We start from the raw sequence: 22,983 nt of genomic DNA, 5'->3' as shown, positions 1-22,983 counted from the left end.
CGGGCGGACGGGCCGCACGCGTGCGCGTTCGGGCGCGTCGTCGGTACGCTTGCCGGCAGGCAACGATCCCCAGCCGAGGAGTGCAGGACCAGCATGCGGACAGGTCGACAGACCGGGGCGCCCGGCGACCCGCGGTGACCGCGACCCGCCAGGACGGCGTCACCGGTCCGGTCGGCGACGGTGCCGGGAGGGCCCGCCCACCGGCCCCGCGAGCCCCGCGTGCCGCGCCGCCGGCCGACCCGGGGCTGGCCCGGGAGCTGCTGGACGGGTTGGCCGAGGCGGTGCTCACCACCGACGGCGCGGGCGTGGTCACCCTGGTCAACGCGATGGCGGCCGAACTGCTCCCGGAGATCGTGCCGGGTGACGCGCTGGCCGGGTGCCCGGTGCCCGACCTGGCCCGGGCGGTTCGCGACCGCACCGCTGAGTTCGACACCGAACACCGTGGCCGCCGGTTGCGCGGCGCCCGGCGCGAGCTGGCGGGTGGCCGGTACGCCTGGTACGTCCAGGACGTCACCGAGGAGCACGCGCGCGACGAGGCCCTGTCGGCCGAGCGGTCCCGCACCGCGTTCCTCGCCCAGGCCGGCAGCCGGCTCGGGCTCTCCCTGGACCGGGATCAGGTACTGCGGACCGCCGTCACACTCGCCATCCCCTACCTGGCCGACGCCGCCGTGGCGCTGCACCATCCGCCCCCGCCGGGCGATGCCCGCCCGCACTGGCACCGGTACGCCGACGGTGAGCCGGCCCCGGTCGCCGGTGTGGCCCCGCCGGAGCTGACCGGCGCGCTCCCGGGAGTCGCCGAGGCGCTGGCCGGTGAGCCCGTCGAACCGGATGGGTGGCCGGCGGCCGCGCGCGCCGCGCTGGCCCCGCTGCTGCCCGCCGACTTCGACACCCTCGGCACGGTGCTGGTCAGCCCGATGCCCGGGCCCGCGGGGTCCGCCGGCGCCCTGCTGCTGCTCCGCCGGCCCGGCCGGCCGGGCTTCGACCGGCGCCACGTCGAGCTGAGCCGCGAGTTCGCGGCCCGGGCCGGAGCCGCCCTGTCCACCGCCGAGCTCTACAGCGCGCAGGCACACCTGGCCCGGGTACTGCACAACAGCCTGCTCCCGCCGGAGCTACCGGCCCTCGCGGGGCTCACCCTCGCTGGTGGCTACCGCGCCGCCGGCGACAGCCTGCGCATCGGCGGCGGTTTCTACGACGTCTTCCCCACCGGGCAGGGGGCGATGTTCGCCATCGGCGACGTCAGCGGCAAGGGCGTCGGGGCGGCCCTGCTCACCGGCCGGGTACGCCAGTCGTTGCAGACCCTGCGTCTGGTCGAACAGCGGCCGCTGGAGCTGATCGGGCTGCTCAACCGGGCGCTGCTGGACGCGCCCGACGCCGCCCGACGCAGCCAGTTCACCAGCCTGCTGCTCGGCACCCTGGACCGGCTACCCGCGGGGGGCCTGCACGTCCGGGTGGCCGGCGGCGGGCACCCGGCGCCACTGCTGCGGCACGCCGACGGGACGGTGACCCCGGTCGCCGTCGGCGGAATGCCGGTCGGCGCGCTGCCCACCGCCCGGTTCGACGCGACGCAGGTGCGGCTCGCCCCGGGTGAGCTGCTGCTGACCTACACCGACGGGGTCACCGGGGCGCGTGGCGGACCCGACGGCGGGGAGCCGCTCGGGGAGGCGCGGCTGCGGGCCATGCTCGCCGCCGCGGCCGGGCTGTCCCCGGCCGCGCTGGTCGACCGGCTGCTCCGCTCGGTGGACGAGTGGCAGGCCGGGCAGGGCGACGACGACGTGGCGATACTCGCCGTGAGCCCGGGCGAGCCGGCCTGATCAGGCCGTGCGGGCCACCGGCGGCTCGTCCGCCGGCCACTCGCGGGGCGCCGGGAGCGAGTGACCCCGGCCGTCGAGCCGCTCCGGCCGGACCGGCACCGGTTCCGCCGGCGCGGACCGCGCCTCCTGCTGGCGGGCCGTCTCGTCGAACTCCCGCATCCCGTGCAGCAGCGCCGTCCGACCCTCCGGCGTCATCCCGTCGATGATCCGGGCCAGCTGCTCCCGCCGGTCGTCACGCAGTTCGGCGAGGAGCCGGCGAGCCTCCGGGGTGAGGTGCAGCGAGATCTCCCGGCGGTCGAGCCGGCCGGGCTCGCGTTCCAGCATCCCCGCGGCCACCAGCCGGTCGCAGAGCCGGCTGGCCGAGCTGAGCAGCATGTCGAGGCGGCTGGCGAGCCGGCGGAGGTTGATCCCGTCGTGCTGCTCGACCACCATCACCGCCCGCAACTGGGCGCCGGAGACCCGGCTGGTCGTCCGCTCCCGCGCCGCCTCCCACACGGTCAGCAGGGCACCCGCCGCCACGTCCAACGCGGCGGCCATACTCATTTCGGGGTCCGGAGGACCATGCAGTTCGGCCATGGTGGCCCGAGACTACTCCGAAGATGGTGTGGTTGAGCTTGCGATCAAGGAGCGGGCATGAGCGAACCGGTCAACCGGGCACGAGGTGCCCTAACTGACTCGCCCGCCGATCTGCTCGTGCAGCGGATCGGCGAGGTCGTCGCCCGGTCGTACCGGATCACCGAGTGCGAGCTGCTCCAGGTCGACTACCGGCTCGCGGTGCTGATGCCGCTCGGCGAGGGCGAGCCGGTCAGCGGTCCCGGCCATCCGGCGTGGCGCTGCTTCGACCACCAGGAGCCGGTGCTCAGCGACGGCGTCGGCTACTTCCCGGTGAGCATGCGCGGCGAGCGTCGCGGCGTCCTCCGGCTGTCGCCGGTGCCGGAGGGGCCGACCGTGCTCGGTGAGCTGGCCGAGATCGCCACCGCGCTCGCCCACGAGATCACCGCCGTCTCGGCCGGCACCGACGTCTACCGGGCGGCCCGGCGCAGCCAACGGCTGACCCTCGCCGCCGAGATGCAGTGGGAGTTGCTCCCCGGGCGCAGCCGGAGCCGGCCCGCGTTCAGCCTGGCCGGGCAGCTGGAGCCCGCGTACGCGGTGCGCGGCGACAGCTTCGACTGGTCCGACGACGGGGATCGGCTGTGGCTCTCCACCATCAACGGGATGGGCGAGGGGGTGGCCGCGTCGATGCTCACCGCGCTGGTCACCAGCGCCCTGCGCAACGCCCGTCGGGGCGGGCTCTCCCTGGCCGACCAGGCCGCCCTCGCCGACCAGGCGATCTACGACCTGCACCGGGGCAGCCAGTACCTCTCCGTCCTGCTGATGGAGCTGGACCTGGCCGGCGGGGAGATGACCGTCGTCGACGCCGGCTCCCCCCGGCTGATCCGGCTGCGCGACGGCGAGGTCACCGAGCAGCCGCTGGAGGCGCAGTTCCCGCTCGGCATGTTCGAGGCGACCGACTACCGGGAGCAGCGGTTCACCCTGCGCCGCGGGGATCGGCTCTTCGTGGTCAGCGACGGGGTCGTCGACGCGACCGGGCACCACAAGCGGTACGGCGAGACGGCACTGGACCGGTTCCTGCGCCGAACCGGGCCGATGGAGCCGCTGGACGCCGTCCGCTCGCTCCTCGGCGACCTGCGCGCGTTCGTCGCCGGCGACCTGGTCGACGACGCCGTGGTGGTCTGCCTGGACTGGACCGGCCCGCAGCCCTGACCCGCGTCCAGCTCAGTAGGCGCCGCGACTGTTGAGCACCGCGCCGAAGGTCTTCCAGAGGATGGTGAGGTCGGCGGCGAGAGACCAGTTCTCCACGTAGTAGAGGTCGAGCCGGATGCCGTCCTCCCAGCTGAGGTCGGACCGGCCGCTGACCTGCCAGAGCCCGGTCATGCCCGGCTTCACCAGCAGCCGCCGGGCCACGTCGCCGTCATAGCGGGCCACCTCGGACGGCAGCGGCGGGCGGGGACCGACCAGACTCATCTGGCCGAGCAGGACGTTGACCAGCTGCGGCAGCTCGTCCAGCGACCACTTGCGCAGCAGCCGGCCGACCCGGGTGACCCGCGGGTCGTCGCGCATCTTGAACATCAGGCCGTCGGTCTCGTTGCGGGCGACCAGCTCGGCCAGGAGCTCGTCCGCGTTGACCACCATGGTGCGGAACTTCCAGACGCCGAACTCGCGCCCACCCTGGCCGACCCGGGTCTGGCGGAAGATCACCGGCCCCCGGCTGTCCAGCCGGATGGCCAACGCGACGGCCCCGAGCAGCGGCAGCAGCAGCGTCAGCGCCACCGTGGCGGCGGCGCGGTCGACGAACCCCTTGACGAGCTTGCGGACGCCCCGGAACTCGGGGGCCTCGACGTGGATCAGCGGCAGCCCGGCGACCGGCCGGGTGTGGATCCGGGGCCCCGCGACGTCGGTCAGCGCGGGCGCCACCACCAGGTCGATGCCGGTCCCCTCGAGCTGCCAGCCGAGCCGGCGCAGCCGGGTGCCGGTCAGCTCGCCGGACGCGGTGACCGCGACGGTGTCCGCCCCGATCGCGGTGGCCGCCTCCGGGATGCCCCGGAACGACCCGACCACCGGCACGTCGCCCAGCCGCTGCGCCACCGGCGCCAGCAGCGCGTCCGGGATGCACGCCCCGACCACGTGGTAGCCGGCGTACGGCTCGCGGCGCAGGGTGTGCACCAGCTCCAGCACGTGTGCGGTGTCGCCGACCACCAGCACCTTGCGCGACCAGCCGCTGCCCTTGGACCGGGCCCGGTGCAGCCGCTTACGCGCGGCGAACCGGGCCACCTCGAGGCCGATCGTGCCGAGCGCGAAGGAGATGCCCAGGAAACCCCGGGAGACGCCCACGTCGGCGATGTAGCCGAAGATGGCGATGCCGCCGGCGAGGCGCAGGCTCGCCGTGCTGACCCGGCGGTACTCGTCGGCGCCGTAACCGATCACCCGGTCGTCGTAGCAGCCGAGCGCCTTGAGCGAGACCAGCCAGGCGAGCACCAGCCCCGGGGCGACCAGCACGTACGGGATCTTCGACCCGCCCGGTTCCTCGTTGCCGAAGCGGGCCAGGTAGCCCACCAGCAGCGCGACGGTCAGGACGGTGGTGTCCAGCACAACGAGGACTCGGACGTAGGCCCGCTCGTCGGCGCGCGCCACGAGGCCGGACGGGATGCCGTCCAGCTTCGACGGCGTCCTGGCGGGGGTCAACAGCGTAGCCGAGGTCACCAGCCCTCCCACTTCGCTCAGGACGGCCCAGGTCGACGATCGGACCCGATGTGGGCCGAGGACGCCGGGGATACGTCGACATCCTGCACCGACAACTATGGTCGCCGATTGCTTCCGACGTATTGCCGTCACTTTTCCCGAGCCCGGCGCTCACGAAAAGGGCCCGCCGTACCGGATCCAGCGGTACGACGGGCCCCTCTTCGACTGTTCGACCAGTCAGCGCGGCGCCGGCGGCCGTAGCGCGATGGCCTTGAGGAAGATGCCGCCGATCTCGGTCGGGTTCTTGGTGACGAAGCTGCCACCACCGGTGACGTTCGTGATCGAGTCCAGCTCCGCCTTGCTGACGCCCTCACCGATACCGATGATGATGACCTGCACCGGCCGCTCCGGGTCGGCGACCCGCTTCAGCTCGGAGAGCAGCTTCTGCTGGCTGATGCCGTTGTCGTCCTCGTTCTTGCCGTCGGTGAAGAGGACCACCGAGTTCACCCGGCCGGCCTGCCAGTCCCGCTGCACCTCCTGGTAGGCGGCGAGCATGGTGTCGTAGAGGCCGGTGTTGCCGTCCGAGGGCCGGATGGTGCTGAGCGCCGCCTCGAGCTTGTCGCGCTGGCCGGAGAGCGGGCCGATACCGATGAGCTGCTTGTAGTCCCGGTTGCCGACCAGCTTGGTGGAGAAGGTCCAGAGCCCGATCGACCAGGAGTCGTCGAAGAGACTGAGGCCGCGCCGGGCCGCCTCGACCGTGACCTCCTCGCGGGTGCGGTTGTTCGCGGTCGGCACCTCGTCCTTCATCGAGCCGGAGACGTCGATGACGGCGAGCATCCGGCCGGTCTGGGTGGCGATCGACCAGCTGGAGACGACCCGGTCGATCGCGACCGGGTCGAGCCCACCCGCGGCGGCGCCGCCGTTGGCCGGCGCGCTGGACGGACCGCCGGCCGGGCTCGGCGCGCCCTGCGGCGCCTTGAACCCGTCGCCCCAGTTGCCGTCCGGGGCGCGCAGCGACTGGGCGGCGAGCCGGTCCCGGAAGCCGGGCGTGGTGAGCACCTCGTAGAGCACCCGCGCCGCAGAGGCCTTGGCCGGCTCGATTCCGGGCAGCACCGCGTACGGGTAGTCCAGCGGCGCCGGCGCCGGCTCGAGGTAGAGCGCGGCCAGCTCGACCGGCGGCTTCTTGCTGTTGTACGCGATGACGTCCTCTTCGGAGAGCGCCGCCGCGCCCAACCCGTTCGCGATCGCCGTCGGATCGGCGGCGGTCGGGAACCGGGCCAGCAGGTCGTTGCGCAGGGCCGAGCGCCCGGTCGCCAACGCGCGCAGCGCACCGATGGTGGACCGCTGGGAGTCGCCACCGGCCGCGCTGGCCGCCGCGGTCAGCGACATCAGGCCGGAGAGGCCGGCCGCGTCACGAGTGGGTTCGACGATCCCGGTACGCAAGGGCTTGCTGCTGTTCACCTGCTTGAGCAGGTCGCTCCAGCCCAGCTTCGCGCCCGGCCAGCCGATCCGGGTGGCGATCGGCTCGGGCATCGCGACGACCACCGGGCTGCGCGCGATCGAGGCGCCGTTGGTCGGGGCGAACGCGGTCGCTTCCTTCTTCAGCCGCAGCAGCCAGGTCGAGGAGTCCGGGATCCAGACGTCCGGGGTGACCGCGGTGCCGCTGGCCTGACCCACGCCGGCCAGGATCGCGCCGTGCTTGGCGGCGACCACGGCGGCGACGTCGACCGGGTCCGAGGCCGAGACATTGACCTTGATGCAGGTGCCGCCGACCGCGGCGCCGTCCTCGGCCCACCGCCCCGCGGCGGCGTCCACCGCGGGTGCGAGTTCGGAGGCAACCGCGACGGAGAGCTGGATCTCGCCGGAACAGGAGGGTTGAACGAGCTCCCGATATCCGAACCAGGCTCCCCCCGTCACGGCGACGAGCGCCGTCGCCGAAGCGGCGGCGGCGAGTCCACGGAGCTTTGAATGCATGCGATGGCGGCCTGCTGACACGGTGACCATCTTGCGTATCAAGTCGCGTAACTGCCACAACCGTTCGGGTTAAAGTTACGGAGGAGATACAGTTGATCGCTATTTGGCTACAGCAAGTGACAGCTTGGCCTCAACGCGTGGTGACGGAGATCCATCAGACGATCACGACGGCGGCTCCGGGCAGGACGCAGGTCGGGCTCGGCACCGGCACCGGCTCGCCGACCACCGCGGGCACGCCACTGTCGGGATCGACCCGGAACACCCGGACCATGTCGGCCCGCTCGTCGGCGACGTAGAGGTGCTCGCCGATCAGCGCGAAGTGCCGCGGCCACTCTCCGTCGGTGTCCACCTCGGCCGTCAGCTCCGGCTGTTGCCCGCGCAGGTCGAAGACCGCGATGGTGCCGACCCCCCGATTGGCGACGTAGAGGAAGCGGCCGTCCGGCCGCACCGCGACCTCCGACGGCTGCACGTGCCCCGGCCGCCCGCTCGCGTCGACCCGGCTGCGCTGGTGCAGCGATCCGTCGGTGGTCAGCTCGTACCCGGTGACCGTCGCGTCCAGCTCGCCGACCAGAAAGCAGCGCCGGCCGTCGGGATGCCGGGCCAGGTGCCGCGGCCCCGCGCCGGCGACCGTCCGCACCCGCGGGGCGCGGGGCACCAGCCGGCCGGTCGCCGCGTCCAGGTCGTACCGGTAGACCGAGTCGGTGCCCAGGTCGACCGCGAGCAACGGCCCGCTACCCGGGTCCGGGCTGACCATGTGCGCGTGGGCCCGTTCCTGGCGGTCCGGGTCGGGCCCGTGCCCCTCGTGCACCACCAGGTCACTGCGCTCGCCGGGAACGCCCTGCCGGTCCAGCGGAAAGACCGCCACGCTGCCCCCGCCGTAGTTGGCCGCGACGAGGTGGCCGCCGGTCGGCACGACGGCGAGGTGGCAGGGCTCCGCACCACCGGTCGGCCGGCTGCCCAGCGGCGTCAGCTCGCCGTCGGGTCCGACCCGCCAGGCGCTCACCTCGCCGTCGGGCAGTTCGTTCACCGCGTACAGCACGGGCAGGGTCGGGTGGCGGGCGAGGAACGACGGCGACGCGGTCAGCGCGACGGTGCCCAGCGGGGTCAATGCGCCGGACGCCGGGTCGCGCCGGGCGGCCAGCACACCGGTCCCCCGCCCACCGCTCTGCGCCGTGTAGCACCCGATGTGGACGACCTCGCTCCGACCGCTCACCGCTACCGCCCTCCGCCGACTCCTGCGTCAGATCCAACCAGAGGGTTGCCCACGAACCCGCCCGGTTAGCCCTCCCGGCACGGCTGACTTCGGCCTCGCCCTCGGGGCGAGCCGCAGCCCGGGTCGCGCGGGCGAGGCGTGCGGTGGGCCGGTCAGGCCGCCGGCACCGGCTCGCCCCGCTGCCGGGCCACATGCTCGACCAGCGAGATCAGCACCAGCTTGCCGGACTGCCGCTCCCGCGCGTCGCAGAGCACCAGTGGCACCTGCGGGTCGAGGTCCAGCGCCTGGCGTACGGTCTCCAGGTCGAACCGGCGGGCGTCGTCGAAGCAGTTCACCCCCACCACGAACGGGATGCCCCGCTGCTCGAAGTAGTCGATCGAGGGGAAGCAGTCGGCCAGCCGGCGGGTGTCGGCGAGCACCACCGCACCGAGCGCGCCGAAGGCCAACTCGTCCCAGAGGAACCAGAACCGGTCCTGCCCGGGCGTGCCGAAGAGGTAGAGCTGGAGGTCGTCGTTGATGGTGATCCGCCCGAAGTCCATCGCCACCGTGGTGGTGGACTTTCCCTCCACCCCGGAGAGATCGTCGGTGCCGACCCCGGCACCGGTCAGGATCTCCTCGGTCTGCAACGGCCGGACCTCGCTCAACGCGCTCACCAGCGTCGTCTTGCCGGCGCCGAAGCCGCCGGCGACGAGGATCTTCAGGGCCAGCGGGATCCGGGGGCCGGCACCCGTCCGGTCATAGCGCACGGAGTCCACTGACCACCGCCTTGAGGATGTCGTCGTGCGGAAGGTGAGCTGCGGTCGGCGGCTCGTGCACCGCGACCAGCCCACGAGCCAGCAGGTCGCCGAGGAGCACCCGGACAACGCCGACCGCGAGGTCCAGTTCGGCCGCCAGCTCCGCCACCGGAACCGGCCGGTGGGCGAGCTCGACCAGGCGCCGGTGCTCGGGCGGCAACTGCGGGTCGGCGGCGGCCGGGGGCGACCCGGCCAACACGAACGCGACCAGGTCGAAGCCGTCGGCGGCGGAGCGGACCCGGCCGCCGGTGAGGGTGTAGGGGCGGACGACCGGGCCGGCGGCGTCGTCCAGCCACTCGTGCTGCGGCCCGGGCGGCTCAGTCCGCATCGACGGCACCCGCGGTCGACCGGGCCGGCGCACTGAGGTTCTCGCCCACCCGGATGACCAGCATCGCCATCTCGTACGCCACCAGGCCGATGTCCGCGTCCGCGTCGCTCACCACGGCCAGGCAGGCGCCCTGCCCGGCGGCCGTGACGAAGAGGTACGCCGACTCCATCTCCACCACCGTCTGCCGCACCGGACCGCCGTCCACGTGCCGGCTCGCGCCCCGGGCCAGGCTGGCGAAGCCGGAGGCCAGGGCGCACAGGTGCTCGGCGTCGGCGCGGTCCAGCTCGGCGGAGGCACCGAGCAGCAGACCGTCCCCGGAGAGCACCACCGCCTCTCGGGCGGCCGGTACCCGTTGCACCAGGTCGTCGAGCAGCCAGTCGAGATCGGCGCTCTGCTTCGTCGATTGCCGCACTAGGCGTCCCTCTCTGTCTCGGTCGGGGGTTCGGGTGCCGCCGCGGCGTCGGACGGCGGAGGCGGGGCGTCCTCGGGTGGCACCGGGCCGGCCGCGTCGGGCGCGGGACCCGGGCGGGCCGCCTCGGCGGCCTGACGCCCCCGGATCGTGCCGGACTGCAACGCCGACATCATCCGGCGCACCTCCTCGGGCGGCCGTGGGGTCGGCGTGTCGCTGGCGGGATGCCGGGGTCGGGCGGCCGGCGGGCGCCGGCGGACCCGACGCGGCAGGCCGTCGATCTCGCCCGCGGTCTCCGGGGTGGGCGGGGCGGACCCCTCCGCCGGATCGTCCGGGGTCGCCGCATCCGTCGGCCCGACAGCGCCACCGCGCGGCGGCACCGGCGCGGACCGGCCGATGGCCGGCGGCCCGTCGGCCGCACCGCGGCGCGCGGTGCGGGGCCGGGGTACGGTGCCGCGCCGCGCGCCGCGGGTCAACCGCCGGTCCGGTCGCCCCGGTCCGCGACCGGGGGTGTCCAGGCCGGCCAGCGCCGGCTCCTCGGTGATCAGGTCGGTGGGCAGCAGCACCACCGCGATCACCCCACCCGCCTCGGACCGGCGCAGGCTCACCCGCACCGCATGCCGGGCCGCCAACCGGGCCACCACGAACAGACCGAGCCGGGCGCTCTCGGCGGGGTCGAACTCGGGCGAGCGGGTCAGCCGGCGGTTGGCGTCGGCCAGCGCCGCGTCCGACATGCCAAGGCCGCGATCGGTGATCTCCAGCGCGTAGCCGTTGGCCACCCGCTCGCCGGAGACCACCACCCTGGTGCCCGGCGGGGAGAACGCGGTGGCGTTCTCGATCAGCTCGGCGAGCAGGTGGATCAGGTCACCGACCGCGCGCCCGAGCACGCCCGCGGGCTGCGCGGCGGTGATGTCCACCCGGTCGTACGCCTCGACCTCCGAGATCGCCCCGCGGACCAGGTCGACCATCGCGACCGGATTGCGCCACCCCCGGCCGGGCGCGGCACCGGCCAGGATGACCAGGTCCTCGGCGTGCCGGCGGAGCCGGGTGGCCAGGTGGTCCACCTGGAACAGCTCGGCCAGCTCGTCCGGGTCCTCGGTGCCCCGCTCCATCCGGTCCAGCAGGGCGAGCTGCCGGTGCACCAGGCCCTGGCTGCGCCGGGCGATGTTGAGGAAGACCTCGTTGAGCCCCCGTCGCAGGGTGACCTCGTCCACCGCCGCCCGGACCGCGGTCCGCTGCACCTCGGTGAACGCCCGGCCCACCTGGCCGATCTCGTCGTCGCCGTACTCCAGCGCGGGCGCCTCCCGGGCCACGTCGACGTGCTCGCCCCGCCGCAGCCGGGTCACCACATCGGGCAGCCGGTGCTCGGCCAGCTCCAGGGCCGCGCTGCGTACCCCGCTGAGCCGGCGGGCCAGCGAGCGGCCGACCTTCACCGCCACCAGCACCGACACCACGACGGCGACCAGCCCGAGCACCCCGGCGGCGGCGAGCCGGACGAGGATGCGTACCGCGGTCGGCACCGAACGGTCGGTCAGCCCGTCGGCCGCGGCCAGCTCGAACTCGCGCAGCTGCTGCTGGACCGCGTCGTAGCTGGCCTGCCAGGCGGCCGGGTCGACCGGTGGCGCCGCCGAGCGGTCGGCGGCGACCAGGCTGTCCTGCATCGCCTGGAGCCGGACGAAGGCCTCCCCCTCGGTCAGCCGCTGGTACGCCGCCCGGTCCGTCGCCGGCAGGTCGGCCACCGCGTCCCCGGCGAGGAACCGCTGGTTGCCGATGATCTGCACCAGTTGGGCATGCTCGCCCGCGGCGAACCGGCCGGCGGTCAACGCGCCGGCCAGCAGGGCGTCGGCCTGCCCGAGCAGCTCCCGGGAGCGACCGAGCGCGGTCACCGCCAGGGCCTCCCGGTTGAGGTCCGGCTCGGGCAGCGCCGCCATCCCGGCGAACGTCTGGAACGCCGAGGAGATCATTCCGGTGTAGAGGCCGAAGGCGCCGGCGCGGTCCAGTTTCCGCTGGTCGATGAAGCCGCGACCGGAGGGCAGCGCGTCCAGACCGGTCACCAGCCGGTCGATCCGGGCCTCCAGTGGCCCGTCGGCGGCCTCCCGCAACGCCTCACCCGCCACCCGGCGGCGCAGCTCGTCGATCGCCTGGTCGGTACGCTGCCGCTGCTCGGCCAGGGCGGACAGCGGCTCGTCGCCGGCGAGCTGCACGACGGTGAGCCGGCGTTCCCGTTGCAGCTCGGCGACGACCGCCTCGCCGGGGCGGCCCAGGTCGTAGAGGAAGGTCCGCGCGGCGAGCAGGTCGAGGGCCGGCCCGAAGGTGAGCGTGGTGGCGAAGATCCACAGCGCCAGTAGCGCGGTGACCGGCACCACGACCAGCGCCGTCAGCTTCGAGCGGATCGGCCAGTCGCGCGTTTTCATCGGACCTCGCCCGGACGTGTGGCAGGAGGGGCTCCGGCGACGGCCGGGCAGCGCTCCCACCGGGGCAGTCTCCCGGCATCGGGCGCCGGGCACCGGCACGGGCGCCTTGGGAAGGATACGTAATCCCGGGCGGATGCACTACCGCCCGTTGCGACTACCACGACGCTCCGGTGTGGACCCCCCGCCAAGCCGGGCGCCCCACCGGTGGTGACCGACGGGACGCCCGGGGCTGGGTCGATCAGGCGTTGACAGGGATGCCGAGCCCGTCGGCGATCCGCCGGCCGTACTGCTCGTCGCACTGGCTGAGGTGCCAGACCATCTTCTCCTGGATGTGCTTGTCACACTGACCCAGCAGGTTGATCAGGTTCTTCACCAGGTCGTCCCGCTCCCACGCGGGCATGGTGCGGAACCGCTCGCCCGCCTGGCCGTAATTGTTCTGCCGCTCGAGCGGCGCGCGCATGACCTGCCCGGACACGAACGGGCGGTACTCCCGGTACGACTCGTCGGCCTGTTCCAGGCCGGCGACCGACGACGGCTCGAAGTTGATGTGCGGGTTACCGCCCCGGTTGTCCACCTGGTACGACATCTGGCCACCGTCCTGGTTCGTGTTGACCTGGACGTCCTCCCGTGGCGCGTTGATCGGCAGCTGGAGGTAGTTCGGGCCGACCCGGTAGCGCTGCGTGTCCGAGTAGGAGAAGGTCCGCCCGACCAGCATCTTGTCGTCGGAGAAGTCGAGGCCGTCGACCAGCACGCCGGTGCCGAACGCGAGCTGCTCGTTCTCGTTGTGGAAGTTGGTGACGTTGCGGTTGAGCGTCAGCACGCCCACCGGGCGGAGCGGGAAGGCGTCCTCCGGCCAGGTCTTGGTGTCGTCGAGCGGGTCGAAGTCCAGCTCCGGGTGCTCGTCGTCGCTCATGATCTGGACGTTGAGTTCCCACTGCGGGTACTCGCCGCGCTCGATCGCCTCGTAGAGGTCCTTCGAGGCGTGGCCCAGCTCGGTGGCCTGGATCGTCGCGGCCTGCTCCTCGGTCAGCGACTCGATGCCCTGCCGCGACTTCCAGTGGTACTTGACCAGGACGGCCACGCCGGCGGCGTCGACCAGCCGGTAGGTGTTCACCCCGAAGCCGTCCTGGGTGCGGTAGTTCGCCGGAATGCCGCGCGGGCTGAACAGCCAGGTCAGCATGTGCATCGACTCGGGCGTGTTCGACATGAAGTCGAAGATCCGGTTCGGCTCCTGGCGGAAGGTGACCGGGTCCGGCTTCAGCGAGTGGATCACGTCCGGGAACTTGATCGCGTCGCGGATGAAGAAGACCGGCAGGTTGTTACCGACCAGGTCCCAGTTGCCGTCCTCGGTGCGGAACTTCACCGCGAAGCCGCGCGGGTCGCGGGTGGCCTCGGACGAGTCCCGGCCGCCGATGACCGTGGAGAACCGGACGGTCGCCGGGGTCTTCCCGCCCTTGGACCGGAAGAGCTTCGCCCGGGTGTACGCCGAGGCCGGCTCGTCGCCGATCGTCCCGTACGCCTCGAACTCGCCGTGCGCGACGAAGCCGCGGGCGTGCACCACCCGCTCCGGGATGCGCTCCCGATCGAAGTGGCTGATCTTTTCGAGGAAGTGGTAGTTCTCCAGCGTCGCCGGACCACGCGAGCCGACCGTCCGCTGCTGCTGGTTGTTGTGCACCGGGTGGCCCTGACGGGTCGTGAGGACCGGCTTGCTGGCCTGCGGGTCGCTCATCGCTCTCCTCCTGATGGGTTTCGCCTGCTGAGGCCCGGGTCGCGGTGGGTGTCGACGGATCGCCCCGGGTCGGGCCCGGCCGGCACCGTCCCAGCCAAGCGCGTTTTCTGGAATGAGTCAAGTTTTTGCGCCCCTGATGCTGTGCGCCGACGCACCCACTCGGACCGCTCCCGGCCGGATCGCGCAGGAAAGTGCCCCGGATCGGGATTGGCGATCAGTGACCCGAGGGAATACCGGTGGCGAAGGAGGAGCCATGTCGCCCACGCAGATAATCGTCATCGTCATCGTCGTACTGGTGATCGCCGCGTTGGCCGCCGCCGGTTGGACGCTGGCCCGGCGCCGGTCGCTGCGCAGCCGGTTCGGGCCGGAGTACGACCGGGTGGTCGCCGAGCAGGACAGCCGCGGCGCCGCCGAGCGCGAGCTGCGGGACCGGGAGCGTCGGCACGCCGAACTCACGCTCACCCCGCTCGACCCGGAGTCCCGGGCCCGCTACGCCGCCGCCTGGGAGGAACTCCAGGTCCGCTTCATCGACTCCCCGGCCGAAACCGTGGGCGACGCGGATGAACTGGTCACCCGGCTGATCGCGGAACGGGGTTACCCCACCGGTGACTTCTCGGACCAGATCGCCCATCTCTCCGTCGAGCACGCCCGCACGCTGACCCACTACCGGGACGCACACGAGATCCACCTGCGCAACACCCGCGGCGAGGCGAGCACCGAGGAGTTGCGGCAGGCCGTCGTGCACTACCGGGCCCTCTTCGCGGACCTGCTCGGCGAAGAGCCGGTGAGGCACCAGCCGCCGGAGCAGCGCCACCCGGACACGGACACGCCGCACGACGTCACGAGCCGCTGAGGAGGCCACCGCATGCGCCAGGAAAAGCAGCAGGTGAACGACCACCCCGAGGCCGTCCGATCCCATCCGGTGCCGGGCTCCGAAGACCGGAGCGGGCCGGCGGAGGTGCCGGAGGACGCGCTGGACGACCGCGGCACCTTCGACGACCCGGCGGTCGCCGGTGACGCCGACCGGACCGAGTACGCCGAACGTGCCGACGCGTCCGGCCGGCGACCGGGCCCGGACGACGACGAACAGGTCGTCCGGGCGGCCGAGCGGGACGCCGACGAGGGCGGCTTCCACGACCCCGGCCCGGTGCCGACCACCTTCGGCGCCCCCACCGTGGGCGGGGCGGTCGCCGCGTCCGCCCTGGCCAGCCCCCGCCCCGAGGACGAACCGGATCCCCGGGACGAGCGCACCGCCTGGCCGGGCGACGGCGCCGAGGAGGGCGAGCGGGAGGGGTTGCGCGCCGACCCGACCGCGGAGCTGCACCGGCGCGACGGCCAGCCGGAGGTCGGGTCCCGCGACAGTGCGGACCTCAACGAGTCGGCGGACCGCGCCGCCGTGCCGGCCGGCGTCAGTGACGGCGACGCCGAGCGCCGGGGCGACCTGACCCCGCCGGGCGGCGACCCGGGCGCGGGTGCCGCCGGTGCCGCCGGCTACGGCAGCGCGGCGCCCCGGATGGTCGACCCGGACGCGGTCTCCCCGGACGCCGATCCGGCCGCCGCCGGGGCGAGCACCACCGCGACCGGCGACCTCGCGGCCGCCGGGACCTCCCGCCCGGCCGGTTCGACCGTGGCCGCCGAGCCGGCGACCCTCTTCGACGCGGAGATCGCGCAGGGCTTCCGGGACCGCTGGCGGGACGTCCAACTCCGTTTCGTGGACGACCCGCGGGCGGCAGCCGGCGAGGCCCAGGCGCTGGTCGAGGAGGCCATCCAGGCCCTCTCCTCGGCGTTGGCGGCACAGCGGACCAGCCTCGGCGGTTGGCAGCAGGCCGGCTCCGCGGACACCGAGGAGCTGCGGATGGCGGTCCGCGGCTACCGGGACTTCCTGGACCGGGTACTCGGCCGCTGAGCGATCACGACGGGCGCCCCGGCCACCTGGCCGGGGCGCCCGTGTGTCCGCGTCACCCGATCGGGTGACGCCATCCGGGGCGCGCCGAGCCGTCCGTGGCGGAGCCGGGGGACCGACCGGTGTGCGCGGGCGTGGAATTTCGCGTTCGGGGTAGTAGGGCGCGCGCGGCACATACAGCGGACGTCCGGACGAAGGGTGACGTGGATGGACGGCGGCGGACTTCGACTCGAGATGAACGCGCTGGACTACCTCCTGCTGGGGCTCTACTTCGTGACCGTTCTCGGCGTCGGCTTCGCCGCCCGCCGCGCGATCCGCACCAGCGTCGACTTCTTCCTCTCCGGCCGCTCGCTGCCGGCCTGGGTGACCGGGCTGGCGTTCGTGTCGGCCAACCTGGGCGCGCTGGAGATCATCGGCATGGCCGCCAACGGCGCCCAGTACGGCGTGATGACGGTGCACTACTACTGGATCGGCGCCGTGCCGGCGATGGTCTTCCTCGGCATCGTGATGATGCCCTTCTACTACGGCTCGAAGGTCCGCAGCGTCCCCGAGTACCTGCGGCTGCGGTTCAACCGGCCGACGCACCTGCTGAACGCGATCAGCTTCGCGGTCGCCCAGGTGCTGATCGCCGGCGTCAACCTCTACGCGCTGGCCCTGGTGATGCAGGCGCTGCTCGGCTGGCCGCTCTGGGTCGCGATCGTGGTCGGCGCGGCGATCGTGCTGGCGTACATCACCGTCGGCGGTCTCACCGGCGCGATCTACAACGAGGTGCTCCAGTTCTTCGTGATCCTGGCCGGCCTGATCCCGGTCACCGTGATCGGCCTGGTCAAGGTCGGCGGCGTCACCGGGCTGATGGACGCGGTCCGCGAGTCGAAGCTCGGCGAGGCGGGACTGCACGCCTGGCAGGACACGAATACCACGGCCAACCCGCTCGGCGCGCACTGGATCGGCATCGTCTTCGGCCTCGGCTTCGTGCTCTCGTTCGGCTACTGGACGACGAACTTCGCCGAGGTGCAGCGGGCGCTGTCGGCGAAGAACATGAGCGCGGCCCGGCGTACGCCGATCATCGCCGCGTACCCGAAGCTGTTCATCCCCCTGGTCACCGTGATCCCCGGCCTGGTGGCCCTGGTCACCGTGCAGGGCCTCGGCGCGAAGAGCGGCGACCTGCAGTACAACAACGCGATCCCGCTGCTGATGCGTGACCTGCTCCCGAACGGTGTGCTCGGCGTCGCGGTCACCGGCCTGCTCGCCTCGTTCATGGCCGGCATGGCGGCCAACGTGAGCGGCTTCAACACCGTGTTCACCTACGACATCTGGCAGGCGTACGTCCGCCGTGACCGGCCCGACGACTACTACCTGCGGATCGGCCGGTACGCCACGATCGCCGCGGTGGTGATCGGCATCGGCACCGCCTTCATCGCGGCCGGGTTCAGCAACATCATGAACTACATCCAGGCCCTCTTCTCCCTCTTCAACGCGCCGCTCTTCGCCACCTTCATCATCGGCATGTTCTGGAAGCGGATGACCGCGCTGGCCGGCTTCTGGTCCCTGCTGCTGGGTACCCTCGCCGCGCTCGCCACCTACCTGCTCTACAAGGGCGGAGTGATCCACTTCAACTCCGACCTGGAGGAGAGCTTCTGGGGCGCCGGCATCGCGTTCGTCACGGTGGCCGTGGTCGCCGCGATCATCACCCCGCTGACCGCCCCGAAGCCCGACGCAGACCTGCGTGGACTGGTCTACGGCACGGGCGGCATCGACCTGAAGAGCGACGTGCTGACCGGCGATACCGCCTGGTACCGCTCCCCGGTTCTGCTGGGCGTGATCGCCGTGGCGCTCGCCATCGTGTTCTACATCCCGGTCTTCTAGGAAGGGTGATCGCCAGATGGACAACCGCAGCGAGCCGGCCCGCGATCCACTGATCACCGGGGCCGAGGAGGAACAGCGACGGTCGGCGGCCGCGCGCCTGTTCGACATCCGCCGGGTGATCGGCGGCCTGTTCGTGGCGTACGGGGTCATCGTCGCCCTGATGGGCGTGTTCGACAGCCCCGCCGAGATCGACAAGGCGCAGGGCGTACGGATCAACCTCTGGGCCGGGCTGGCGATGCTCGGTTTCGGCCTGCTGATGCTGCTCTGGCAGTGGCTCCGCCCGGCCGAGCCGCCGGCCGCCCCCGAGGAGCGCGGCGTGATCGGCCCTCCGGACCGCCCGAACGGCGCCGACGGACGCTGAACCCGGGCCGGCCGGGCCGCCCCGGGTGGGAGTCGAACCCGCCGGGGCATGAGGACCACCGGACGGGGTAGGCGAGGGGGATCAGGGACCGCTGGGGACAGGAGGGCAGCAGCATGAGCGATCGCGACCGCCAACCGCCGCTGGAGGAGAGCCCGGAGATGGCCGCCGCGGTGGACGACGACAGCACCGTCCCGCAGCTGATCACCGGGGGCGGCGCCGACCGGGACAATCCGTCCTTCGGCGAACCGGGGGCGCGCGTCGACCGGGACGCCCCGACGGACGACATCCTCGGTGACCCGTACGCGGCCGGTACCGGCGCCACCGGGACCGGGACCGGCGCCGGCGGCGACAACATCCGCACCGGCGCCGAGCAGCCCTGGGATCCGGAGGACCTGGTCATGGCACGGGGTCAGGACCTCACACCGGAGAACATCGAGCGGGCCCGCCAGGACCTGGCCGAGCTGGGCCGGGCGGCGGTGGAGCGAACGGTGCCCTGACCGGTACCGCGAGAGACCCCTGACCCGACCGGGGGACGGTCGGGTCAGGGGCCTGGGAGCCTGCCGCCGGCAGTGCCTCACCTACTGCCAGCGGCAGGCGGGCGGCACCCTCACAGTGCCGGGTAGGCGTTCCGCATCAGCTCCTGGAACTGGGCGGAGAACCACGCGCCGGAGATCGGCGCGTTCGGCAGGGCACCGGTCGGGTTGTTCCCGTTGCGGGGGTTGCCGGTGTACGTCGGGTCGCACATCCGGTCGAAGCCCTTGCCCTCATCGTTCTCGATCAGCGTGCTGGAACCGTCCGACTCACCCGGGGGCTTCACCCAGACGTACGCGTCGATGCCCGTCTCCGGGGCGGCCTTCGGCCGCTCCCCCAGGCCCGCGCCGGACTGGTTGCACCAGTTGCCGGCGTGGATCCGGCGGTCGATCCGACCACCGTTGACGTAGGTGTCCACGCTGGTCGTCGCGCCCGGGCCGGTGGGCCGGGCGGTGCCGCCCCAGCCGTTGCGGGAGGTGTCGATCAGCATGCCGATGCCGGACTCGAAGCCGACCGAGACCAGCTTCTGCCGGAACGCCTGGGCGAACGAGAGCTCGTCGACGTACTGGTTCCAGTCGATCCACTTGGACTGCCGGACGGTCTGGCCGTTCACCGAGTCGGTGACCTTGACGTACGGCTCGCGCAGCGCCGAGTAGTTGGCCGTGTTGACGATGAAGCCGTGCACGTTGCGCACCGTGCTGCCGGAGGCGACAGCGGCGGACTTCAGCATGTCGGCGGTCGGGCCGAAGTTGCTGTCCCAGCCGATCCAGCCGTGGTGCGCGGCGTCGATGTAGTTGTAGACGTTGCCGATCGCGCCGAGCTTGGCCAGGGCGTAGCCGACGCCGTTGACATAGGCGCCGTTGGCCTTGACGGTGTCGCACATCGTCGTGCCGCCCGGCTGGCCGGAGGTGTTCGTGACCAGGTTCGGCAGCGAGTCGATCTCGATGATGTTGATGATCCGCAGGCTGGCGTACTTCGGGTCGGCCTGGATCGCGGCGATCGGGTCGATGTACTGGGCCTTGTACTTCGGCAGCTCGTCGGGGCCGAGCTCACCGTTGCTGGCGAGCGCGGCACAGTCCCGGCCCGGCAGGTTGTAGATCACGAACTGGATGTAGCCGGCACCCTGTCGCAGCGCCTCGTCCAGGTGGTCGCGGACCCCGAACGCTCCGTTGGAGCTGCTGTCCGGGGTGCCGTTGATGGCGGCGATCCGGTCGAGCCAGACCGCGGTCGGGTTGCTGGAGATCCGGCTGCCGCCCGGCTCGGCGTCCGCCTTGGCCTTCCACTCCGGGTTCACGTAGCCCCGCGCCCCGGCGTACGGGTTGTCGACCTTGGTGCCCGGCGGCGGGTTGGTGGGGGGCGGATCGGTGGGTGGCGGGTCGGTGGGTGGCGTGCCGCCGCTGCAGGTCACCCCGTTGAGCGTGAACGAGGTGGGCTTCGGGTTGCTGCCGCTCCAGGCGCCGTTGAACCCTAGGCTGGTCGAGGCGCCGGTGGCCAGGCTGCCGTTGTACGACAGGCTACGGGCGGTGACCTGGCTGCCGGTCTGGGTGAATTCGGCGGACCAGCCCTGCTGCACCCGCTGGCCGGAGTTCGGGAACGTCCAACCCAGCGTCCAGCCGTTGATCGGATCGCCGATGTTCCTGATGGTGATGCTCGCGGTGAAGCCACCCGGCCAGTCGTTCGTCGAGTAGGCGACGTCGCACTGGGTCGCCGCGTGCGCCACGGTGACCGGAATGGTCACCAACCCGCCGGCGACCAGGGCTCCCGCGCCGGCGAGCGCGAGTGCCCGGCGGGGGACGGACAGTCTTCTCCACACATTCATGCCACTGATCTCCTTGGGCGAGACCGGGCCCGCGAACGGCCCGGCGGGTGGCCCGGTGGGCGCCCTGGGGGCGGCCACCGGTGCCAACGGGATGTTTCGGGGGTGCCCGACCCGGACGGGCTGTGGTGGTGGTGCGAGCGACCACCGGCGACCAGCGCCGGTCGGTCGGTGGCGGGATGTCGTCCGGCGGACCGGATGCCCTCGACACCTGCCTGCGCGGTGTGGCTCCCCGAACCGCGTGCAGCGATTCTCGCATGGGAGCGCTTCCATGGCAATGCCTCGATGCCTTGCGGTCGCCTGGCCGCCCTGGGCCGCGGGGCCGCCGGGGCGGGGAAGAACTCGGGTGACCGCTGGGACGGCCGCGACCCGGACGATGCCGGCCGACCGGCGCGAGTACGGCATCCACCCACCGAGCCGGCGGCAACCCGGCGTCCGGGTGGGAACGCCACGGCCGGCAGTGAAAGCCACGTACCACCCCTAACGGGCTTAATACCGATGAACGTAGAAACACGAATCTTTCCCTGCATAGGTCGTGAAACGGTCTAACGTCGGCCTTAGCTCGGGTGTCGCCGAGTAGAGGACAACAGGGATGGAGTGACGCAGGTCATGGCTAAGAAGATGCTCGGAAAGGTTGTCGCGGGCGCCGCCCTCGGTGGCGCGTCCCTCCTGGTGTTCGCGCCGGGGATCGCGTTCGCGGACGGCCACCACGACGGCAAGGACCGCGACGGCAAGGTCCTGGCCAAGCCGCACGTGGTGAAGGCCGGCGAGAAGGTCAAGTTCCTGGAGATCTGCTCCGAGGAGCAGGAGCACGCCTTCGTCTGGTCGAAGGTGACCGGCAAGGTCAAGCTCAAGCCGGTCGACGACCGCGGCGACGACCGCAAGGACTGGCGGGGCGAGGAAGACTCCCACGACCGTGACGGCAAGGACGAGCACGGCAAGGACGAGCACGGCAAGGACGACAAGGGCAAGGACGAGCACGGCAAGGACGACAAGGGCCGCGACCACGAGGGCAAGGACGACAACGGCAAGGACGAGCACGGCAAGGACGACAAGGGCCGCGACCACGAGGGCAAGGACGACAACGGCAAGGACGACAACGGCAAGGACGAGAACGGCAAGGACGAGAACGGCGAGAACGGCGAGAACGGCGAGAACGGCCAGCCCCCGGCCTACGGCGGACAGCCGAACGGCCAGGGCGGCGGCCTGCTCGCCGACGGCGGCAAGGACGAGGACCGCAAGGACTGGAAGGGCGAGGAGCACGACCAGGCCGGCGACCGTGGCGACAAGGGCCACAAGGACGACAAGAAGGGCCACGACGAGAACGGCTCGTGGGACTCCAAGGACCGCGAGAACGGCCGCGAGGACGAGAAGGGCTCGGACTCGAAGAAGGACGAGAAGGGCCACGACGAGAACGGCTCGTGGGACTCCAAGGACCGCGAGAACGGCCGCGAGGACGAGAACGGCTCCGACGAGCACGGCTCGTGGGACTCCAAGGACCGCGAGGACGACAAGGGCCGCGAGGACGACAAGGGCCGCGAGGACGACAAGGGCCGCGAGGACGACAAGGGCCGCGAGGACGACAAGGGCCGCGACCACGGCAAGGACGAGGACCGCTGGGAGCACAAGCGTGACTTCGTCTACTTCGGCGAGGCCAAGGTCGACAAGGACGCCAAGCCGGGCCGCTACGAGCTCAAGGGCTCGTGCGGCGAGGGCGAACTGGTCGTCCTGCCCCGGGGCGGGGTCGACGGTGGTGACGGTGGCGCCAGCACCGGCGCCGACCGGAACCTGGCCGCCGGTGGGGCCAGCCTGCTGGGCGCCGCGGCGCTGGGCGGGATCGTGCTGATGCGTCGCCGGCGGACCGATGAGTCCCTCGTCTGACGAGACGGCGACACGGGCCGGCGGCCGTCACGGGAGACCGTGGCGCGCCGCCGGCGCCGCCGTCGTCGTCCTCCTCGCCCTGGCCGGCGCCGGGATGATCGGCGTGTCCCTGCAGACCGACCCCGCCCCCCGCCCCCCGCAACCGCTGGCCCAGGCCGGCCCCGAGAGCACCGGACCCGCCGAGGCGGACCAGCCGGCCGAGGACGGGCCGGCCCCGGCCGCGCTCCCCCGGTCCGCACCGAGCACCATCACGATCCCCCGGATCGGGGTCGACGCGAAGATCATGTCGCTCGGCACCAACCCGGACGGCACGGTCCAGGTGCCTCCGCTGGACCAGGCCCAGCTGGCCGGCTGGTACGAACCGGGACCCAGCCCCGGCGAGGTCGGCAACGCCGTCATCGTCGGGCACGTGGACTCGGCCAAGCTCGGCCCGGCGGTCTTCTTCGACCTCGGAGCGATGCAACCGGGAGACACCGTGACGGTGAACCGGGCGGACGGCCGGGCGGCGACCTTCCGGGTCGACTCGGTGAAGTCGTACCCGAAGGACTCGTTCCCCACCGAGCTGGTCTACGGCCCGAGTGACCGGCCGGGCCTGCGGGTGGTCACCTGCGGGGGCCAGTTCGACGAGGCCGCGCGCAGCTACCTGAACAACGTCATCGTCTTCGCCAGCCTGGTCGGCTGAGCAGACCGACGCGGTCCGGCCGATCGGGGGT

The 22,983-nt window shown here is 72.7% G+C and carries 18 protein-coding genes and 1 pseudogene; 9 read left to right on the top strand and 10 right to left on the bottom strand.

The genetic code is table 11. The annotated features are described in order from the left end of the window. The first annotated feature begins 134 nt into the window (after nucleotides 1-134). On the top strand, nucleotides 135-1,811 hold the full coding sequence (locus AB0C04_RS11580) for a PP2C family protein-serine/threonine phosphatase (RefSeq protein ID WP_357051864.1): 1,677 nt from the start codon (nucleotides 135-137) through the stop codon (nucleotides 1,809-1,811). Here AB0C04_RS11580 and AB0C04_RS11575 read toward each other — a convergent pair whose 3' ends face one another. Continuing rightward, nucleotides 1,812-2,354 (bottom strand): MarR family transcriptional regulator, encoded by a 543-nt coding sequence (locus tag AB0C04_RS11575; protein ID WP_357051861.1) that lies wholly within the window; start codon nucleotides 2,352-2,354, stop codon nucleotides 1,812-1,814. Nucleotides 2,355-2,444: 90 nt separating this feature from the next. Here AB0C04_RS11575 and AB0C04_RS11570 point away from each other — a divergent pair, with 90 nt between their 5' ends. Continuing rightward, nucleotides 2,445-3,575, top strand: coding sequence for a PP2C family protein-serine/threonine phosphatase (locus AB0C04_RS11570; protein ID WP_357051858.1), 1,131 nt, complete (start codon nucleotides 2,445-2,447; stop codon nucleotides 3,573-3,575). Nucleotides 3,576-3,587: 12 nt separating this feature from the next. Here AB0C04_RS11570 and AB0C04_RS11565 read toward each other — a convergent pair whose 3' ends face one another. The 8 genes from AB0C04_RS11565 to AB0C04_RS11530 all read right to left on the bottom strand — a co-directional run bounded on the left by AB0C04_RS11565 (nucleotide 3,588) and on the right by AB0C04_RS11530 (nucleotide 13,912). After that, nucleotides 3,588-5,072: a sugar transferase gene (locus tag AB0C04_RS11565; RefSeq protein WP_357051856.1), complete on the bottom strand. Its 1,485-nt coding sequence runs from the start codon at nucleotides 5,070-5,072 to the stop codon at nucleotides 3,588-3,590. A gap of 216 nt (nucleotides 5,073-5,288) precedes the next feature. Continuing rightward, on the bottom strand, nucleotides 5,289-7,046 hold the full coding sequence (locus AB0C04_RS11560; protein ID WP_357051852.1) for a substrate-binding domain-containing protein: 1,758 nt from the start codon (nucleotides 7,044-7,046) through the stop codon (nucleotides 5,289-5,291). A 133-nt stretch (nucleotides 7,047-7,179) separates the two neighbouring features. Beyond that, on the bottom strand, nucleotides 7,180-8,238 hold the full coding sequence (locus tag AB0C04_RS11555; RefSeq protein WP_357051849.1) for a lactonase family protein: 1,059 nt from the start codon (nucleotides 8,236-8,238) through the stop codon (nucleotides 7,180-7,182). A gap of 152 nt (nucleotides 8,239-8,390) precedes the next feature. Next, complete coding sequence (locus tag AB0C04_RS11550; protein ID WP_357051845.1) at nucleotides 8,391-8,993, bottom strand: ATP/GTP-binding protein; 603 nt, start codon at nucleotides 8,991-8,993, stop codon at nucleotides 8,391-8,393. Then, complete coding sequence (locus tag AB0C04_RS11545; RefSeq protein ID WP_357051843.1) at nucleotides 8,974-9,360, bottom strand: DUF742 domain-containing protein; 387 nt, start codon at nucleotides 9,358-9,360, stop codon at nucleotides 8,974-8,976. The genes AB0C04_RS11550 and AB0C04_RS11545 overlap by 20 nt, the downstream gene beginning before the upstream one ends. After that, nucleotides 9,350-9,772 (bottom strand): roadblock/LC7 domain-containing protein, encoded by a 423-nt coding sequence (locus AB0C04_RS11540; RefSeq protein WP_350871895.1) that lies wholly within the window; start codon nucleotides 9,770-9,772, stop codon nucleotides 9,350-9,352. Before AB0C04_RS11540 ends, AB0C04_RS11545 begins: the two co-directional genes overlap by 11 nt. After that, entirely contained in the window at nucleotides 9,772-12,183 is a 2,412-nt protein-coding gene (locus AB0C04_RS11535) for a nitrate- and nitrite sensing domain-containing protein (RefSeq protein WP_357051839.1), read from the bottom strand. The genes AB0C04_RS11540 and AB0C04_RS11535 overlap by 1 nt, the downstream gene beginning before the upstream one ends. Nucleotides 12,184-12,421: 238 nt before the next feature. Beyond that, nucleotides 12,422-13,912 carry a catalase gene (locus AB0C04_RS11530; RefSeq protein ID WP_357051836.1) on the bottom strand — a complete coding sequence of 497 codons (1,491 nt, stop codon included), beginning with the start codon at nucleotides 13,910-13,912 and terminating at the stop codon, nucleotides 12,422-12,424. A gap of 253 nt (nucleotides 13,913-14,165) precedes the next feature. Here AB0C04_RS11530 and AB0C04_RS11525 point away from each other — a divergent pair, with 253 nt between their 5' ends. The 5 genes and pseudogenes from AB0C04_RS11525 to AB0C04_RS11505 all read left to right on the top strand — a co-directional run bounded on the left by AB0C04_RS11525 (nucleotide 14,166) and on the right by AB0C04_RS11505 (nucleotide 18,539). Next, the gene (locus AB0C04_RS11525; RefSeq protein WP_357051833.1) at nucleotides 14,166-14,765 is read left to right on the top strand and encodes a hypothetical protein; all 600 of its coding nucleotides are present in this window, start codon (nucleotides 14,166-14,168) and stop codon (nucleotides 14,763-14,765) included. Between the two features lie 246 nt (nucleotides 14,766-15,011). Further along, nucleotides 15,012-15,230 (top strand): annotated as a pseudogene (locus tag AB0C04_RS11520) (hypothetical protein); the annotation flags it as partial. Nucleotides 15,231-16,022: 792 nt separating this feature from the next. Continuing rightward, complete coding sequence (locus AB0C04_RS11515; RefSeq protein WP_357051830.1) at nucleotides 16,023-17,681, top strand: sodium:solute symporter family protein; 1,659 nt, start codon at nucleotides 16,023-16,025, stop codon at nucleotides 17,679-17,681. 16 nt (nucleotides 17,682-17,697) lie between these two features. Next, nucleotides 17,698-18,042: a hypothetical protein gene (locus AB0C04_RS11510; protein ID WP_357051827.1), complete on the top strand. Its 345-nt coding sequence runs from the start codon at nucleotides 17,698-17,700 to the stop codon at nucleotides 18,040-18,042. 113 nt (nucleotides 18,043-18,155) lie between these two features. Beyond that, on the top strand, nucleotides 18,156-18,539 hold the full coding sequence (locus tag AB0C04_RS11505; protein WP_350871883.1) for a hypothetical protein: 384 nt from the start codon (nucleotides 18,156-18,158) through the stop codon (nucleotides 18,537-18,539). Nucleotides 18,540-18,649: 110 nt separating this feature from the next. Here AB0C04_RS11505 and AB0C04_RS11500 read toward each other — a convergent pair whose 3' ends face one another. Then, nucleotides 18,650-20,392 carry a glycoside hydrolase family 6 protein gene (locus AB0C04_RS11500; RefSeq protein WP_357051823.1) on the bottom strand — a complete coding sequence of 581 codons (1,743 nt, stop codon included), beginning with the start codon at nucleotides 20,390-20,392 and terminating at the stop codon, nucleotides 18,650-18,652. A 606-nt stretch (nucleotides 20,393-20,998) separates the two neighbouring features. Here AB0C04_RS11500 and AB0C04_RS11495 point away from each other — a divergent pair. Together AB0C04_RS11495 and AB0C04_RS11490 are read left to right on the top strand one after the other, a co-directional pair. Further along, nucleotides 20,999-22,270, top strand: a complete 1,272-nt coding sequence (locus AB0C04_RS11495; RefSeq protein WP_357051820.1) for a hypothetical protein — start codon at nucleotides 20,999-21,001, stop codon at nucleotides 22,268-22,270. Then, entirely contained in the window at nucleotides 22,254-22,952 is a 699-nt protein-coding gene (locus tag AB0C04_RS11490; protein ID WP_357051817.1) for a class F sortase, read from the top strand. The genes AB0C04_RS11495 and AB0C04_RS11490 overlap by 17 nt, the downstream gene beginning before the upstream one ends. The last annotated feature ends 31 nt before the right edge of the window (nucleotides 22,953-22,983 follow it).

Origin of the sequence: Micromonospora sp. NPDC048909 (assembly GCF_040649635.1) — a bacterium.
Taxonomy (GTDB): Bacteria; Actinomycetota; Actinomycetes; order Mycobacteriales; family Micromonosporaceae; genus Micromonospora.
This window is presented reverse-complemented; position numbering and strand designations above follow the sequence as displayed.

What these genes read in the sequence shown, in the direction of transcription:
- AB0C04_RS11530 (WP_357051836.1), bottom strand. Translation starts at nt 13,912, where the DNA reads ATGAGCGACCCGCAGGCCAGCAAGCCGGTCCTCACGACCCGTCAGGGC.
- AB0C04_RS11490 (WP_357051817.1), top strand. Translation starts at nt 22,254, where the DNA reads ATGAGTCCCTCGTCTGACGAGACGGCGACACGGGCCGGCGGCCGTCAC.
- AB0C04_RS11515 (WP_357051830.1), top strand. Translation starts at nt 16,023, where the DNA reads ATGGACGGCGGCGGACTTCGACTCGAGATGAACGCGCTGGACTACCTC.
- AB0C04_RS11535 (WP_357051839.1), bottom strand. Translation starts at nt 12,183, where the DNA reads ATGAAAACGCGCGACTGGCCGATCCGCTCGAAGCTGACGGCGCTGGTC.
- AB0C04_RS11495 (WP_357051820.1), top strand. Translation starts at nt 20,999, where the DNA reads ATGGCTAAGAAGATGCTCGGAAAGGTTGTCGCGGGCGCCGCCCTCGGT.
- AB0C04_RS11575 (WP_357051861.1), bottom strand. Translation starts at nt 2,354, where the DNA reads ATGAGTATGGCCGCCGCGTTGGACGTGGCGGCGGGTGCCCTGCTGACC.
- AB0C04_RS11545 (WP_357051843.1), bottom strand. Translation starts at nt 9,360, where the DNA reads ATGCGGACTGAGCCGCCCGGGCCGCAGCACGAGTGGCTGGACGACGCC.
- AB0C04_RS11570 (WP_357051858.1), top strand. Translation starts at nt 2,445, where the DNA reads ATGAGCGAACCGGTCAACCGGGCACGAGGTGCCCTAACTGACTCGCCC.
- AB0C04_RS11505 (WP_350871883.1), top strand. Translation starts at nt 18,156, where the DNA reads ATGAGCGATCGCGACCGCCAACCGCCGCTGGAGGAGAGCCCGGAGATG.
- AB0C04_RS11525 (WP_357051833.1), top strand. Translation starts at nt 14,166, where the DNA reads ATGTCGCCCACGCAGATAATCGTCATCGTCATCGTCGTACTGGTGATC.
- AB0C04_RS11510 (WP_357051827.1), top strand. Translation starts at nt 17,698, where the DNA reads ATGGACAACCGCAGCGAGCCGGCCCGCGATCCACTGATCACCGGGGCC.
- AB0C04_RS11500 (WP_357051823.1), bottom strand. Translation starts at nt 20,392, where the DNA reads ATGAATGTGTGGAGAAGACTGTCCGTCCCCCGCCGGGCACTCGCGCTC.